Genomic DNA, 15052 nt, shown 5'->3' with positions numbered 1-15052 from the left:
GCATAGGCAGCTCAGAAAATCCAGCAAACGATGGATGCCCGGCGCGAGCTGTTCGCTGCCGCATAGGCAGCTCAGAAAATGCCCCCGCCTTCGATCTCGATGCCCATCTGGTTCGCTGCCGCATAGGCAGCTCAGAAAACGCCGATGCTGCCCACGCTGACGACAGGGCCGTTCGCTGCCGCATAGGCAGCTCAGAAATGATCCCATCCAGGGGCAGAGCGCTACTAGCCGTTCGCTGCCGCATAGGCAGCTCAGAAATACAGCGATGGGACGGCCCTCATCGACATGCCGTTCGCTGCCGCATAGGCAGCTCAGAAAATTTGCAGCACATCGGAGGCCGGCTTGGCAGGGTTCGCTGCCGCGTAGGCAGCTCAGAATCCCTCAACTTTGACGACCGAGTAGTTTTTGTAGATCGCGGCGTATGGGCTGCATCAAAAATGCTCTCTGCCTAGAGTGGCAGAAGCCGCTCTGTACTCGGTCGGATCTTGCCTTGCATTGCCCGGTACGGCCCAGTCCATGGAGCCGCGCTGCTGTTTCCGCAGCTTTTTCCGCATCCGAGACCTTCTGAACCCTCATTTCATTCCCTGTTCCACAAATTCCACGAAACTCGCACCTTCATCGAACACCCTCAGGGCCAGCGACAGGCGCTTGCCGTAGACAGAGTCGGGCCGGCTGAAGGCTTGCACTGCCAGTGCAACAGCAGAGCGTGCCCGATACCACTCGCTGTCGAACTCGCTGGCACAGCCGAGCTTCATGTCCTTCATTCGCCGGATGTGATGCAGGGCGAGTTCTGCGACCAGTTCTACTTCAACATCGGTTTCGTCCCGTACGTTATCCGTGTCGGTGGTAGCAATCAGGACCTCCAGGCGGTGCTCGGCACAACGGATGGCAAGCGCCATCATTTGTTGTGAATCGGGGCATTGAGAGGTGCCGCGAGCATGGGCAGATGTGGCATGCATATCGAGTTCCTTTGTGCTCTCACGGGAGGCTTGCATGTGAAAAGGCGCGGAGCGATGGCGAAGGCGTGCACACCCCTGCCTTGGAGCGGGGCATACAATCACTCATCATCCAGATTGGTATCAAACAGTCATGAACAGTATTTTCAATACTAAAAATGACTTGTCAATACTTTTCAGGACTATCGACAAGAAAGACGTATGAACAACGCACTGGCTCAGCGGCTCATCAAGGCGCGTTCAAGTCATGGCTGGAGCCAGGCCGATTTGGCGGAGTCCAGCGGAGTAGCTGCTGCGCAGATCTCTCGGTACGAGCAAGGCCGTACTACGCCACGGCCTCCCGTTGTCGCCAAGTTGGCCAAGGCACTGGGGGTCCGATTCGAATGGCTGGCGTTTGGACAGGATGACACCGCAGGCAGGGAGCCCGGATATCCACCCGTGCAGGTCAAGCGTGTGGAGATTGAGGTGGAGGATGCCCTCCATGCGGCTGTGCAACGGTTTGCCCAACGTACAGGAATGGCCTACGAGGTGCTCTGCGTTGCGCTGATGCGGGAAATGCTGGAGCGCTTCGAGCGGCAGCCGGCTGATCTGGAGGATTTCCTGAGACGTCATCAAAGAACCCAGCTTGCGCTCGAGGGCGCAGAGCATCAGGAACTTTCAACAGCGGTCCCCGTGCCCGAGTAGCCGCGCGTGCCAGGATGAGCCACCTCGCCTGAAACGCATCTGACGCCTCGTCCCCCGCCGTAGGCTTTGCTGAGTGGGTGCTGATTCCGAGACCTCTTTGGCTTGGCGGCAATCTTCCACTTGACCCGGCCCGAGGGCTTGTGCGGCAGATGCGCTTGCCTTGGGGTGAGTTGCTGTTTACCTGCAATGCACTTGTACGCTGCAGCCCCGCCTCACTGCCGCCAGAAAAACACCCCCGCCATCGCCAGCCCCGTCAGCACGATGCCTGCGCGCAGCCATTCGGGCGGGATGCGGCGCGCCAGGCGGGCGCCGCCGTAGCCGCCTGCGGTGGCGGCAATCATCATGACCAGGGCCTGCTCCCACTGCACGACGCCACCGGCCGCATAGATGGCGACGGCAATGGCCGTGAGCAAGGCGGAGACCAGGTTCTTCATGCCGTTCATGGCATGCAGCCTGGTCTGGCCCAGCAGGCCGAACAGGGCCAGCAGCAGGATGCCCAGGCCGCCGTTGAAGTAGCCGCCGTAGATGGCCACGGCCAGCATGCCGGCGCCGGCCTTCAGGGGCGATGCATGGGCGGCATGCTCGGCGCTGCCGCGTGATGCCATGCGCCTGAGCTGGGGCGCGAAGGCGAACATGGCGGTGGCGGCCAGCAGCAGCCAGGGGACGACCTTGCGGAACAGGTGGTCGGGCGTGACCAGCAGCAGGGCCGCGCCCAGAGAGCCGCCGATGAGTGACAGCACGATGACGCCGCGCATGCCCAGGCCGGGCGGCGGCTCCATGTCCTGGCGAAAGCCCCAGGCACCGGCCATGTAGCCGGGCAGCAGGGCGACGGTGCCAGTGGCGTTGGCGGCCACGGGCGGCACGCCGGTGAAGACCAGGGCGGGCAGGGTGAGGAAGCTGCCGCCTCCTGCAACGGCATTGAGCGCGCCGGCCACGAAGGCTGCGCTCATGAGCAGTGCGATGTCCCACATGGGTGTTGTCTCCTCCTGGGGCCGGGCATCGGCAGGCCGCCGTGGCCTTGCGCGGCCAGGCCGGTGTTATAGGTCGAGGCCGATCTTAGTGCCGGACCATCGGGCGGGCTGTCGCACCGGCATGGCGGCGGGGTCAGGGCTGCTTTGCGCAAAAGGACAGGATCGCGCCGGCGTGGTGGCCGCCTGGCGACTAGGGCGGCTCCACCCCCGGGCCGGGCAGGCCCAGCGTGGCGCGCAGCAGGGCAACGCGTGGGTTGGCGACGGCGCTGCGGTAGATCAGCGCCACGGGGCCCATGGAGATGGCGGGTGTGACATGCACCCTGCGCACCCCCAGCGACCGGGGCGAGGCCTGCAGCGTGGAGTCGGGCACGGCGCTGAGCCCCAGGCCGGCCCGGACCAGTTGCAGGTTGGTGAAGGGGCTGGTGGATTCGATGACGGGCGTGGGCGCGATCACGCCTTCGCGGCGGAACACCTCTTCCATCATGCGGCGCAGCATGGAGCTGCGCGTGGGCAGGATCCATCGCTGGCGCGCCAGCTCCTCCCAGCGGTTGCTGCGCGCGTGGCCTGCAGGGTGGTCCGGCGGGGCGATGACGGTGAAGCCGGTGTCGAACAGTTTTTCGTAGCGCAGCGGCTGGCCTGCAGCCTCGGGCAGCTCGGTGGGGTAGCTGGTGATGAGGGCATCGAGCTGGCCGTCCAGCAGGCATTGCACAAGCAGAGGCACGCGTTCTTCCTTGAGCTGTACCCGCACATGGGGCTGCTGTGCGGCCAGGTCCGCCAGTACGCCGGGCAGGTAACCCTGTGCTACGAAGGGCGGGGTGCCTATGCGCAGCAAGGTGATGGCGGGCTGCTGGGCGGTCTCGCTGCCCAGATGGCGCAGCTCGGCCAGCAGCATGGCCGCGCCGCGGATGGCGATCTCGCCCTGGGCCGTGGGTTCGAGCCCGCGCGCATTGCGCAGGAACAGGGTCACGCCGAAGGCCGCCTCGATTTCGCCCAGGGCCTTGCTCAGCGCGGGCTGGGTCAAATGCATGAGGCCGGCGGCGGCACGCAGGCTGCCTCCCTGGTGCAGGGCCAGCAGGAGTTGCAGGTGCTTGAAGCGCAGCCGCGACAGCAGGCGTTGCGGGTCGAAGTCGTGCATGTTCCCGGGGGTGGAGTGATTACCGGAGGTTTGCCATCCATCCAAACATATCACTATTGGAAATGGGCCTGCCGTTCTATCGTGACCCCACGACGACAAGCGACAAGGAGACAGGACCATGGACAGACGCGTCTTTCTGGCAGGCAGCCTGGTGGCTGCCGCGCTTCCGCTGGTGCGGGCCAGCGATTTTCCGAGCCGGCCGGTGCGGGTGATTTCCCCGTATGCGGCGGGCGGGGGGCCTGATGTGCAATTGCGCCAGGCCGGCCCGGTGCTGGGGGAGATCCTGGGGCAGTCCATCGTGATCGAGAACAAGGTGGGCGCGGCCGGCGTGCTGGCCGCGCAGTATGTGGCGCAGCAGCCCGCCGATGGCTACACCTGCCTGATGGGCTCCAACACCCACCTGATCCAGAAGCTGCTGCAACCGGGCCTGCGCTTCGACCCCATCGGCGACTTCACGCCCGTCAGCAATCTGGCCTCGTCGCCCACGGTGCTGGTGGTGCGTGCCGATGCGCCCTGGCGCACGGCCCGGGAGCTGATCGCGGGGCTGAAGGCCCGGCCGGCGCAGGCCAACTACGGCTCGGGCGGCATAGGCACTTCGGCCCATCTGGCGGGCGCCACGCTGGCCTCGCTGGCGGGCCTGCAGGTCACGCACATACCGCTCAAGGGATCGGTGGAGATTGCGGCATCGCTGATCCGCGGCGATACGCAGTATGCGTTTCCGGTGGCGGGCACCGGCATCCCCCAGGTGCAGGGCGGCAAGCTGCGGGCCCTGGCGGTGACCAGCCGCAAGCGCCTGGCGCAGCTGCCCGAGGTGCCCACGCTGCAGGAGGTGCTGGGCAGCGAGCTGGCAGTGCAGGAGTCCTGGTTCGGGCTGTGGGCTCCGGCCAGGACGCCCCCTGCCGTGGTCGAGCGCCTGCACGCCGCCGTGCGCCAGGCCGCCGCCCAGCCAGCGCTGCGCGCCTCGTTCGAGGCTGTCGGCAACGAGGCCACGGCCAGCGCTTCACCGCAGGCCTTCGCCGATTTCGTGCGCAGCGAGAACCGCAAGTGGGCCGCCATCATCGAGCTGGCCGGCATCACCGCCAACAGTTGAACCAGGGAAAGGCAAGACGGGTATGGACAAGCCGCTGCAAGGAGTGCGCGTCATCGACATGTCGCATGTGATCGCGGGGCCGCTGGCCTCGCACTACCTGGCCCAGCTCGGGGCCGAGGTCATCAAGGTCGAGCCCACGCGTGGCGAGGTCATGCGCAACAGCCGGGCGCCCGGCGAGCCCGGGGGTGGCATGCCTTCAGGCTTCGTGGCGCTCAATGCGGGAAAGCGTTCGCTGGCGGTGGACATCCGCCAGCCCGAGGGTGCGGACATCGTGCGTGCCCTGGCGCGCACGGCCGATGTGTTCATCGAGAACTTCCGCCCCGGCGTGGTGGCGCGCCACGGCCTGGGCTACGAGGACATCAGGGCGGTGCGTCCCGACGTGGTGTACTGCTCCATCTCGGGCTTTGGCCAGCAGGGCGAGTGGGCCGGGCGGGGCGCCTATGACCATGTGGTGCAGGCGCTCACGGGCATGATGATGATGGCGGGGGGCGACGAGGAAGCGCCGCCCGTGAAGGTGGGCTTTCCCGTGATCGACGTGGCGGTGGGCATGCTGGGGGCGCTGTCGGTCACGGCGGCCCTGCACCAGCGCAACGCCTGGGCGCCTGGCGAGCGGCGCAGCCAGCACATCGATGCCTCCATGCTGCAGGCTTCGCTGATGCTGATGTACCCGCATGCCTGTACCTATCTCACCCATGGCGTGGAGCCGCGGCGCGTGGGCAACCGGGGCTATACGGGGAGCCCGGCGGCCGACACCTACCGGTGCGCCGACGGCTGGCTGTCCACGGCCGCCAACACGCCGCAGCAGTTTCGCAGGCTCGCCAGCGTGCTGGGGCTCGATGCCCTGTGCGAGGACGCCACGCTGCTGGACCTCGATGCCTTCAATGCGCCCGAGGGCGGCTTTGTCGCCGCGCGCGATGCGTCCGCGCTGCAGCGGCTGCAGGCATGTCTGGCCGAGGCCTTCGCCGCACGCAGCGCACGGGACATGGAAGCCCGGCTCAACGCCGTGGGCGTGCCTGCCGCCAGGGTGCGGCGCCTGGGTGAGTTCCTGGGCGAGGCCCGCGCTGCCGGCACCGTGTCACCTGTGAGCTATGGCGCCGGCGGCGCTGCGGTGGACACTCCGGGACTGGGGTTCCGGTGGATGGATGCCGAGCCCCTGCCGGGTGCGCCGGCCCCCGTCCTGGGCGATGGCAACCTTGCGCTGCTGCGGGAGCTGGGGATGGCGGACGAGGCCATCGCCTGCCTGTGCCGCAGCGGCGTGCTGGGCGCGCCGCAGTCCTGATTGCCTTTGGATTCCTTTGCCACTGCCTTGCTGGAGACCCCATGTTCAAAGCCTTGCTGCTGACCCAACCCGTACCGCGTGAAACCCGTGCCGAGTGTGTGGAGCTGGACGAAGCCAGCCTGCCCGCCGGCGCGGTGCGCGTGGCCGTCTCGCATTCCACGCTCAACTACAAGGATGCACTGGCCATCACGGGGCGCTCGCCCGTGGTGCGCCAGTTCCCCATGGTGCCGGGCATCGACCTGGCCGGCACGGTGCTGGACAGCAAGGACGCGCGTTTCCAGCCCGGCGATGCCGTGCTGCTCAACGGCTGGGGCGTGGGCGAGACCCACTGGGGCGGGCTCGCCCAGCAGGCGCGCGTGAACGGCGACTGGCTGATCCGCCGGCCCGAGGCCTTCAGCGCACGGGATGCCATGGCCATAGGCACGGCCGGCTATACGGCCATGCTGTGCGTGATGGCGCTGCAGGCGCATGGCATCACGCCCTCCAGCGGCCCGGTGCTGGTGACGGGGGCCAATGGCGGCGTGGGCAGCATTGCCGTGGCCCTGCTGTCGCGCCTGGGTTTCGAGGTGCACGCCGGCACCGGGCGGCCCGAACAGGCCGAGCACCTGAAGGCGCTGGGCGCGGCGCGGATCGTGGAGCGCAGCAGCCTGGATGCGCCCGGCAAGCCGCTGCAAAAGGAGGTCTGGGCGGCCGCCGTGGACAGCGTGGGCAGCCATACGCTGGCCAATGTGTGCGCCAGCCTGCGCTACGGCGGCTGCGTGGCGGCCTGCGGGCTGGCCCAGGGGCTGGACCTGCCGGCTTCCGTGGCACCGTTCATTCTGCGCGGCGTGTCGCTGCTGGGCATCGACAGCGTCTATGCGCCGCAGGCGCGGCGCGAGCAGGCCTGGGCGCGGCTGGCTGCCGAACTGCCGCGCGAGGTGCTGGAGCGCAATACCGAAGAGGCGGGCCTGGCCGATGCGGTTGCGCTGGCGCCCCGGCTGCTTGCCGGCCAGGTGCGCGGCCGGGTCGTCATCGATACGGCGCGCTGAGGCCCGCGCGGGGCCTACTTGGCGTAGGGGTCGGCAAAGCCCAGCTCGACCATGATCTCGGTCTCGTAGGCTTCCATTTCCTCGGCGTCCTGCTCGCTGGTTTCATGGTCCCAGCCCTGGGCATGCAGCGTGCCGTGCACCAGCAGGTGGGCGTAGTGCTCCTCCAGCGTCTTGTTCTGCTCGCGCGCCTCGCGCTCGACCACGGGGGCGCACAGCACCAGATCGGCCATGGCGGTGGGCTCCTGCTGGTAGTCGAAGGTCAGGACGTTGGTGGCGTAGTCCTTTTGCCGGTACTCGCGGTTGAGCTGCTGGCCTTCCTCGGCATCGACGATGCGCACGGTGATCTCGGCATCGACGGCCAGGGCGTGGCGTATCCAGCGCGTGACCTTACTGCGGGACAGCACGGCGCGGTGGGCGGGCGCCTCGGCAAAGCGCGCGAATTGCAGGGACAGTTGCAGTTGGTTCAGGGACATGGGGAAGTGCGTGGGCGTGAGCTTGTGCTTTGGAGCGCCCGTGGGCGGGCGTCTGCCGTGGCTGTCGGGATCAAGGCGCCGCAAGGCGCGGTGCGGCACGGCGTGCCGGGGCCTGGCCGCGTGCGTCGTAGGCGTCCACGATGCGGGCCACCAGCGGGTGGCGCACCACGTCGGCGCTGGTGAAGTGGTTGATGGCGATGCCCTTGACGCGCTTCAAGACGCGCTCGGCATCGATCAGGCCGCTCAGGGCGCCCTTGGGCAGGTCGATCTGGCTGACGTCGCCCGTGACCACGGCGCGGGCGCCGAAGCCGATGCGCGTGAGGAACATCTTCATCTGCTCGGGCGTGGTGTTCTGCGCCTCGTCCAGGATGACGAAGGCGTTGTTCAGCGTGCGCCCGCGCATGAAGGCCAGCGGCGCGATCTCCAGCACATTGCGCTCGAAGGCCTTTTGCACCTTCTCGTAGCCCATGAGGTCGTAGAGCGCGTCGTACAGCGGGCGCAGGTAGGGGTCGACCTTCTGCGTGAGGTCGCCGGGCAGAAAGCCCAGGCGCTCGCCTGCCTCCACTGCGGGGCGCGTGAGCACGATGCGCTGCACGGCGCTGCGCTCCAGCGCGTCCACGGCGCAGGCCACGGCCAGGTAGGTCTTGCCGGTGCCGGCCGGGCCGATGCCGAAGGTGATGTCGTGGCGGGCGATGTTCTCCAGGTAGGCCGACTGGTTGGCCGTGCGCGCGCGCAGGTCGGGGCGGCGCGTGGAAAGCTGGATGGCGTCCAGGGGCTGCTCGATGAGTTCGGTGTCGCCGGCCAGCATGAGCTGCAGCGAATCGTCCAGGATGGGGTCGTCGGCCATCTCGTAGAGGGCCTGCAGCAGTTCCAGTGCGTCGTTGGCCTTGGCCTTGGGGCCGTCGATCTTGAATTGCTCGTGGCGGTGGGCGATCTTGACGCCCAGTGCGATCTCGATGGTGCGCAGGTGCGCGTCGGCCGGGCCGCACAGATGGCTCAACCGGTTGTTGTCGTGGGGTGTGAATGTGTGGCGCAGGATCACGCGGATAATTCCAGAGATTCCGGGCGGCGGCCAGCGCGAGGGCGTGGTGCCATACCCTGTGAATGGGCCGGCGTTCGGTTGCGGACGGGCATGAAAAGCCGCCCCTGGGGCGGCAAAGGACACCAATGATAGGCAAATTGACAGGAACGCTGCTGGAAAAAAACCCGCCCGAGGTGCTGGTGGACTGCGGCGGCGTGGGCTACGAGGTGCAGGTGCCCATGAGCACCTTCTACAACCTGCCCGCCAGTGGGGCCAGGGTCAGCCTGCTGACGCACTTCGTGGTGCGCGAGGATGCGCAGCTTCTGTACGGCTTTGGCACGCACAGCGAGCGCCAGGCGTTCCGCGAGCTGATCAAGATCACCGGCATCGGCCCGCGCATGGCGCTGTCGGTGCTCAGCGGCATGAGCGTGGAGGACCTGGCCCAGGCCGTGACGCTGCAGGAGGTGGGCCGCCTGGTCAAGGTGCCGGGCATCGGCAAGAAGACGGCCGAGCGCCTGCTGCTGGAGCTCAAGGGCAAGATCGGCGCCGATACGGGCGCGCAGTCGCTGTTCGTGAACAACGACCAGAACGACATCGTGCAGGCGCTGATGGCGCTGGGCTATTCCGACAAGGATGCGGCCGCCGCGCTCAAGAAGCTGCCGCCCGACGTGGGCGTGACCGAAGGCATCAAGCTGGCGCTGAAGGCGCTGGCCAAGTGAGCGGCGCATGAGCATCCATACCGACGATTTCGGGCAGGGCGGCTTTCCGCAGGGCGGTTTCGCGCCCGACAAGGCACCGGAAAAGCCGCGCATGATTTCGGCAGCGCCGGTCTCGCGCGGGGAAGAGGCCATGGAGCGCGCCCTGCGCCCCAAGCTGCTGCAAGAGTACGTGGGCCAGGCCAAGGCGCGCGAGCAGCTGGAGATCTTCATCGGCGCGGCCCGAAAGCGCAGCGAGGCGCTGGACCATGTGCTGCTGTTCGGCCCGCCGGGCCTGGGCAAGACCACGCTGTCGCACATCATCGCGGCCGAGCTGGGCGTGAACCTGCGCCAGACCAGCGGCCCCGTGCTGGAAAAGCCCAAGGACCTGGCGGCGCTGCTGACCAACCTCGAAGCCAACGATGTGCTGTTCATCGACGAGATCCACCGCCTGTCGCCCGTGGTCGAGGAAATCCTCTACCCGGCGCTGGAGGACTACCAGATCGACATCATGATCGGCGAGGGGCCGGCGGCGCGCTCCATCAAGCTGGACCTGCAGCCGTTCACGCTGGTGGGCGCGACCACGCGCGCGGGCATGCTGACCAACCCGCTGCGCGACCGCTTCGGCATCGTGGCGCGGCTGGAGTTCTATACGGCCGAGGAGCTGGCGCGCATCGTGCGGCGCAGTGCAGGCCTGTTGAACGCGCCGATTGACGACGAGGGCGCCTTCGAGATCGCGCGCCGCTCGCGCGGCACGCCGCGCATTGCCAACCGCCTGCTGCGCCGCGTGCGCGACTATGCCGATGTGCGTGGCGACGGCAGCATCACGCGCGAACTGGCAGACCGTGCGCTGGCCATGCTCGATGTCGATCCCCAGGGTTTCGACATCATGGACCGCAAGCTGCTGGAGGCCGTGGTGCACCGCTTCGACGGCGGCCCCGTGGGCCTGGACAACATCGCGGCCAGCATCGGCGAGGAGGCGGGCACCATCGAGGATGTGATCGAGCCCTACCTGATCCAGCAGGGCTTTTTGCAGCGCACGCCGCGCGGGCGCATGGCGACCCAGGCGGCGTACCGCCACCTGGGCCTTCCCGTGCCGGGCGACGACGCCAGCTGACGCAGGCTCACTCCTCCGTGCCGGCGTTCCAGAAGGCCTGCAGCACGCCGGGCAGGGCCTCGATGGCGGCGATCACGCGGTCCAGCTCGTCTGAGTCCACCGAGGTGGCGTAGAGCATGGCCTCGATCTCGGTGTCCTGCGGGCCGAAGGCATGGGTTTCCACGCCGCGCACGGGGTAGCTGGCGTTCTCCAGCAGCTCCAGCATCTGCTCGCGCACATCGCCCTGGGCGCCGCGGTGGCAGATGGCATAGACGTAGTAGGTCGATTCCGTGGATTCGTCATCCACCGGGCGGCGGTTGATGCGGTTGACCACGGGGCGCAGCAAGGTGTTGCTGGCCAGCACGAACAGCGTGGCCAGGCCGGCCTCGGCCACCAGGCTGGCGCCCGCGCAGGCGCCCACGGCGGCCGAGCCCCACAGCGTGGCCGCCGTGTTCAGCCCGGTGATGTTGGCCCCTTCCTTCATGATGGCGCCCGCGCCCAGGAAGCCCACGCCCGAGACCACGTAGGCCACCACGCGCGTGGCGCCCTCGGCCCCGCCCAGGCGCACGGCCAGGTCCACGAAGACGGCCGCGCCCACGGCGACCAGGGTGTTGGTGCGCAGCCCCGCCGTGCGCTGGCGCACCTGGCGCTCCAGGCCGATGAGGGCGCCGAACACGAAGGCCGTGGTCAGGCTGACGAAGGTGTCCAGCATGGCGCCGGGGTTGAGGTTCTGCAGGGCCTGCATGGGGTTCCGGGCTTTCCTGGTGAATGGGTTGAAGGGTGCGTCACTGCCAGCCGTAGCGGCGGATGTAGACGCGCTTGAGCAGCGTGGCCAGGCAAGCGTAGCCCAGCAATATGGCAATCATCCACGGGAAGTAGGCCGCCGGCAGCGCCTGCAGCTTGAAGTAGCCGGCCAGCGGCCCCATCGGCAGGAAGATGCCGGCCGCCATCACGGCCGCCGTGGCCAGCAGCAGCGGCCAGGACGGGCGGCTTTGCAGGAAGGGGATCTTGGGCGTGCGGATCATGTGCACGATCAGCGTCTGCGTGAGCAGCCCGATGACGAACCAGCCCGACTGGAACAGCGTCTGCTGCTCGGGCGTGTTGGCGGCGAAGACGAACCACATCAGCGCGAAGGTCAGGATGTCGAACAGCGAGCTGATGGGCCCGAAGAACACCATGAAGCGGCCCAGGTCGGCCGGGTTCCAGCGCAGCGGCTGGCGCACCAGTTCGTCGTCCACGTTGTCGAAGGGGATGGCGATCTGCGAGAGGTCGTACAGCAGGTTCTGCACCAGCAGGTGCAGCGGCAGCATGGGCAGGAAGGGGATGAAGGCCGAGGCCACCATCACCGAGAACACGTTGCCGAAGTTGGAGCTGGCCGTCATGCGGATGTACTTCAGCATGTTGCTGAAGGTGCGCCGGCCCTCGATCACGCCCTGCTCCAGCACCATCAGGCTTTTTTCCAGCAGGATGATGTCGGCCGCTTCCTTGGCGATGTCCACGGCGCTGTCCACGCTGATGCCGATGTCGGCCGCGCGCAGGGCCGGGGCGTCGTTGATGCCGTCGCCCATGAAGCCGGTGATGTGGCCGTTGGCCCGCAGCGCATGCACGATGCGCTCCTTGTGCAGCGGCGTGAGCCGGGCGAACAGCTGGTGCCGTTCCACGGTCTGGCGCAGCATCTCGTCGTTCATGTGCTCGATCTGCGTGCCCAGGATGATGTGGTCTGCGGGCAGCCCCACATCGCGGCAGACCTTGGCGGCCACCAGTTCGTTGTCGCCGGTCAGCAGCTTGACGGCCACGCCGTGCGCGGCCAGGGCGGCCAGCGCCTCGGCCGTGGTTTCCTTCGGTGGGTCCAGGAAGGCGATGTAGCCGATCAGGGTCAGCTCCGACTCGTCGGCCACGCCGTAGTCGCTCTTGTGCGGCGGCACTTCCTTCATGGCCACGGCGACCACGCGCAGGCCCTCGCGGTTGAGCTCGCGCGTCACGCGGCGCACGCGGGCCAGTTGCTCCTCGTCCAGCGGGCGCGTGCCGTCGCCTTCGCGCAGGAGGGTGCAGGTGCCCAGGATCTCCTCGACCGCGCCCTTGCAGATCAGCTCGTGGTGGTGGTTGCGCTCGGCCACCACCACGGACATGCGGCGGCGCTCGAAGTCGAAGGGGATCTCATCGACCTTGCGGTAGTCCTCGGCCACGCGCATCTGGGTGTGCAGCTCCACGTGTTCCAGCACGGCATGGTCGAGCAGGTTCTTCAGGCCCGTCTGGTAGTGGCTGTTGAGGTAGGCGAAGCGCAGCGTCTCGTCGCACGGCTGGCCGAAGGCGTCGGTGTGCCGCTCCAGCACGATGCGGTCCTGGGTCAGCGTGCCGGTCTTGTCGGTGCACAGCACGTCCATGGCACCGAAGTTCTGGATGGCGTCCAGCCGCTTGACCACGACCTTGCGCCGCGACAGCACCACGGCGCCCTTGGCCAGGGTGGAGGTCACGATCATGGGCAGCATCTCGGGCGTCAGGCCCACGGCCACGGACAGCGCGAACAGGAAGGCCTCGGCCCAGTCGCCCTTGGTGTAGCCGTTGATGAACAGCACCACGGGCACCATCACGGCCGCAAAGCGGATCAGCAGCCAACTGACGCTGTTGACCCCGGTCTCGAAGGCCGTGGGCGCGCGGTCGTTGGAGGTCACCCGCGTGGCAATGGTGCCGAAATAGCTGCGGTTGCCCGTGGCCAGCACCACGGCCAGCGCCGTGCCCGAGACCACGTTGGTGCCCATGAACAGCAGGTTGCTGGCGTCCAGCACGCCGGTGCCATTCGATGCACTGGCATCGGCGCGCTTTTCCACGGGCAGGGATTCGCCGGTCATGGCGGACTGGCTCACGAACAGGTCCTTGGCGCTGAGCACGCGGCAGTCGGCAGGAATCATGTCCCCGGCCGACAGCACCACGAAATCGCCGGGCACGACCTCGCGCAGCGGCACCTCGTAGCGGCGCGCCTGCTGGCCGAAGCCGCTGTGCGGGGCGTCTGCGGAGTCGGTATCTGCCGGCGCCGTGGGGCCGCCATTGCGGCGCAGCACCGTGGCCGTACTGCTGACCATGGCCTTGAGCCGCGCGGCGGCGCGGTTGGAGCGGCCTTCCTGCACAAAGCGCAGCAGCGTGGACAGCAGCACCATGGAGGCGATGACGACCGTGGCCTTCATGTCCTCCGTGGCGTAGGAGACCACGGCCAGCAGCGTCAGCAGCAGGTTGAAGGGATTGCGGTAGCAGTACCACAGGTGCAGCCAGCCGGGCAGCGGCTTTTCGTGCTCGACCTCGTTGGGGCCGAGACGCGTGAGCGCGGCGCGGGCCTGCTCGCGGGTCAGGCCGTCCTCGCTGGAGCCGGTGCGCGCCAGCACGGCGGCAATGTCATCGCGCGAGGCGCGCAGCAGCTCGCGCGTGAGGGTCGGCGATACCGAGCGCGAGTGGTGCACGGCCGTGCCCGAGGGCAGGGCATTGCGCCGGAACAGCCCCAGGGCATGGCGGCTGCGCAGAAACGCCTGGAACAGGTGCTTGAGGCTTTTCATGGTGACCTCCCTGGCGGCTCAGGCCTGGCTCGAACGAAGGGTGGCGCGCAGCCAGTGCCAGTTGCGCTGGCAGGCGCACAGCAGGCGGCGGCGCAGCGGCGGGCGGGTCACGGTGGCCGACTGCAGCCATTGGCGCCGCGCATGGGCAGGCAGGTGGCGATAGACCTCGGCGCGCTCCTGCGCCGCCAGCAGGGACAGGACGTCGGCCTGCTGGCGCTGCGTGAGCGCCACGAGGGCGTGGGCGAAGAGATCGGGGCCGTGTTGCTGCAGCAGGGCGTGCAGTTGTCCGGTATGGCGTGCCGCAATGGCGGCTTGCAGGGCCAGCTGCAGGGTGCTGGCGCGGGAGGTGTGGCTGGCGCGTGTGGAGACGGGTTCTGTGGCGGGCGTGGTTGCCGGCGTGGTGCGCAGCGCGGTGATGACGTGTTGCATGGCGGGCTTCTTTCGTTGCGGCCGAAGGAAGCCCGGCACCTATCCGTCAATGGACGTGCGCGGGTCTCCCGGCCGGGGCCTTGGGAAGGGGCGGAAGGGCCGCAGGCATGTGCGGCCGGACCGTATCGGAGGGGTCAGGGCAAGATCGACTCGGATCGGGGTCCATGGGGGGAACTCCTTTCTGACGATGGGGCGGACAAGGCTGCGGCGCGCGCTCAGCGCGGCTGCAGGCTCAGAAAGCTGCGGATGCGGTGCGTGGGCCAGTGGGTCTGCAGGTCCAGGTGCATGGCGTGCTCCATGGCCGATGGGGCCTGGGCCTGCATCTGTGCCTGTGCCTTGGCCTGCATTGCTGCCTGGGAGGCAGCCACGCGCGTGCCGGTGGCGCCGGGGCAGGGCGCGGCAGTGGCAGGCTGCAGGCGTTGCATTGCGGGGCGAGCGAACGGTGTGGACATGGCTTTCTCCTTGGCGAACCAGGAAGACTGCCGCGGGCAGGGCCGTCAAGCAGCGTGGGCCGCGCGCTGCAACGGGGCAGGCACGGACACGCGGTCAGTGAACCACAGCAACTGGAATCTCAGGTGCAGGGGCGGCATGCCTGATGCAAGCCAAATGCCACTGCAGCGCCGGGCGGGCGCGAAGATCCAAGGGGAAAC

General features: G+C 68.1%; 15 protein-coding genes and 1 CRISPR repeat array (1 of these 16 only partly in view). Of the genes, 6 read left to right on the top strand and 9 right to left on the bottom strand.

The genetic code is table 11. The features are described from left to right. A CRISPR array of direct repeats spans positions 1-378; the repeat unit is 28 nt (it extends 4033 nt beyond the left edge of the window). 194 nt (positions 379-572) lie between these two features. After that, a complete protein-coding gene (locus tag ACF8LI_RS01180; protein WP_373807528.1) occupies positions 573-995 on the bottom strand; it encodes a hypothetical protein in 423 nt (140 codons plus the stop codon). 162 nt (positions 996-1157) lie between these two features. Between ACF8LI_RS01180 and ACF8LI_RS01175 the strand changes: the two genes are divergently transcribed. Continuing rightward, on the top strand, positions 1158-1640 hold the full coding sequence (locus tag ACF8LI_RS01175; protein WP_392411735.1) for a helix-turn-helix domain-containing protein: 483 nt from the start codon (positions 1158-1160) through the stop codon (positions 1638-1640). A 212-nt stretch (positions 1641-1852) separates the two neighbouring features. Here the strand turns inward: ACF8LI_RS01175 and ACF8LI_RS01170 are convergent, their stop codons facing one another. Both ACF8LI_RS01170 and ACF8LI_RS01165 read right to left on the bottom strand, forming a co-directional pair. After that, positions 1853-2611, bottom strand: coding sequence for a sulfite exporter TauE/SafE family protein (locus ACF8LI_RS01170; protein ID WP_392411733.1), 759 nt, complete (start codon positions 2609-2611; stop codon positions 1853-1855). Between the two features lie 190 nt (positions 2612-2801). Next, positions 2802-3746: a LysR family transcriptional regulator gene (locus ACF8LI_RS01165; RefSeq protein WP_034390154.1), complete on the bottom strand. Its 945-nt coding sequence runs from the start codon at positions 3744-3746 to the stop codon at positions 2802-2804. A gap of 118 nt (positions 3747-3864) precedes the next feature. On the opposite strand from ACF8LI_RS01165, the gene ACF8LI_RS01160 reads away from it, so the two are divergent. From ACF8LI_RS01160 to ACF8LI_RS01150, 3 genes are read left to right on the top strand one after another with little or no spacing between them, the layout of a single operon-like run. After that, the gene (locus ACF8LI_RS01160; protein ID WP_392411731.1) at positions 3865-4836 is read left to right on the top strand and encodes a Bug family tripartite tricarboxylate transporter substrate binding protein; all 972 of its coding nucleotides are present in this window, start codon (positions 3865-3867) and stop codon (positions 4834-4836) included. 22 nt (positions 4837-4858) lie between these two features. Beyond that, positions 4859-6115: a CaiB/BaiF CoA transferase family protein gene (locus tag ACF8LI_RS01155; protein WP_392411728.1), complete on the top strand. Its 1257-nt coding sequence runs from the start codon at positions 4859-4861 to the stop codon at positions 6113-6115. Between the two features lie 41 nt (positions 6116-6156). Further along, positions 6157-7143, top strand: a complete 987-nt coding sequence (locus tag ACF8LI_RS01150; protein ID WP_392411726.1) for an MDR family oxidoreductase — start codon at positions 6157-6159, stop codon at positions 7141-7143. 14 nt (positions 7144-7157) lie between these two features. Here the strand turns inward: ACF8LI_RS01150 and ybeY are convergent, their stop codons facing one another. Both ybeY and ACF8LI_RS01140 read right to left on the bottom strand, forming a co-directional pair. Next, positions 7158-7616 carry an rRNA maturation RNase YbeY gene (ybeY, locus tag ACF8LI_RS01145; RefSeq protein WP_016446534.1) on the bottom strand — a complete coding sequence of 153 codons (459 nt, stop codon included), beginning with the start codon at positions 7614-7616 and terminating at the stop codon, positions 7158-7160. Positions 7617-7686: 70 nt separating this feature from the next. Continuing rightward, a complete protein-coding gene (locus ACF8LI_RS01140) occupies positions 7687-8658 on the bottom strand; it encodes a PhoH family protein (protein ID WP_016446533.1) in 972 nt (323 codons plus the stop codon). A 125-nt stretch (positions 8659-8783) separates the two neighbouring features. On the opposite strand from ACF8LI_RS01140, the gene ruvA reads away from it, so the two are divergent. Continuing rightward, the gene (gene ruvA / locus ACF8LI_RS01135; protein ID WP_016446532.1) at positions 8784-9356 is read left to right on the top strand and encodes a Holliday junction branch migration protein RuvA; all 573 of its coding nucleotides are present in this window, start codon (positions 8784-8786) and stop codon (positions 9354-9356) included. 7 nt (positions 9357-9363) lie between these two features. Then, positions 9364-10449: a Holliday junction branch migration DNA helicase RuvB gene (gene ruvB / locus ACF8LI_RS01130; protein ID WP_016451874.1), complete on the top strand. Its 1086-nt coding sequence runs from the start codon at positions 9364-9366 to the stop codon at positions 10447-10449. A 7-nt stretch (positions 10450-10456) separates the two neighbouring features. Here the strand turns inward: ruvB and ACF8LI_RS01125 are convergent, their stop codons facing one another. From ACF8LI_RS01125 to ACF8LI_RS01110, 4 genes are all read right to left on the bottom strand, one after another. Continuing rightward, positions 10457-11173, bottom strand: coding sequence for an MgtC/SapB family protein (locus ACF8LI_RS01125; protein ID WP_012203158.1), 717 nt, complete (start codon positions 11171-11173; stop codon positions 10457-10459). 40 nt (positions 11174-11213) lie between these two features. Then, the gene (gene mgtA / locus ACF8LI_RS01120; RefSeq protein WP_392411724.1) at positions 11214-13973 is read right to left on the bottom strand and encodes a magnesium-translocating P-type ATPase; all 2760 of its coding nucleotides are present in this window, start codon (positions 13971-13973) and stop codon (positions 11214-11216) included. An 18-nt stretch (positions 13974-13991) separates the two neighbouring features. After that, entirely contained in the window at positions 13992-14402 is a 411-nt protein-coding gene (locus ACF8LI_RS01115) for a hypothetical protein (protein WP_392411722.1), read from the bottom strand. A gap of 215 nt (positions 14403-14617) precedes the next feature. Continuing rightward, positions 14618-14854 (bottom strand): hypothetical protein, encoded by a 237-nt coding sequence (locus tag ACF8LI_RS01110; protein ID WP_016446528.1) that lies wholly within the window; start codon positions 14852-14854, stop codon positions 14618-14620. Positions 14855-15052: the final 198 nt, after the last annotated feature.

Origin of the sequence: Delftia sp. WSY_12 (assembly GCF_043104645.1) — a bacterium.
GTDB lineage: Bacteria > Pseudomonadota > Gammaproteobacteria > Burkholderiales > Burkholderiaceae_C > Comamonas > Comamonas tsuruhatensis.
This window is presented reverse-complemented; position numbering and strand designations above follow the sequence as displayed.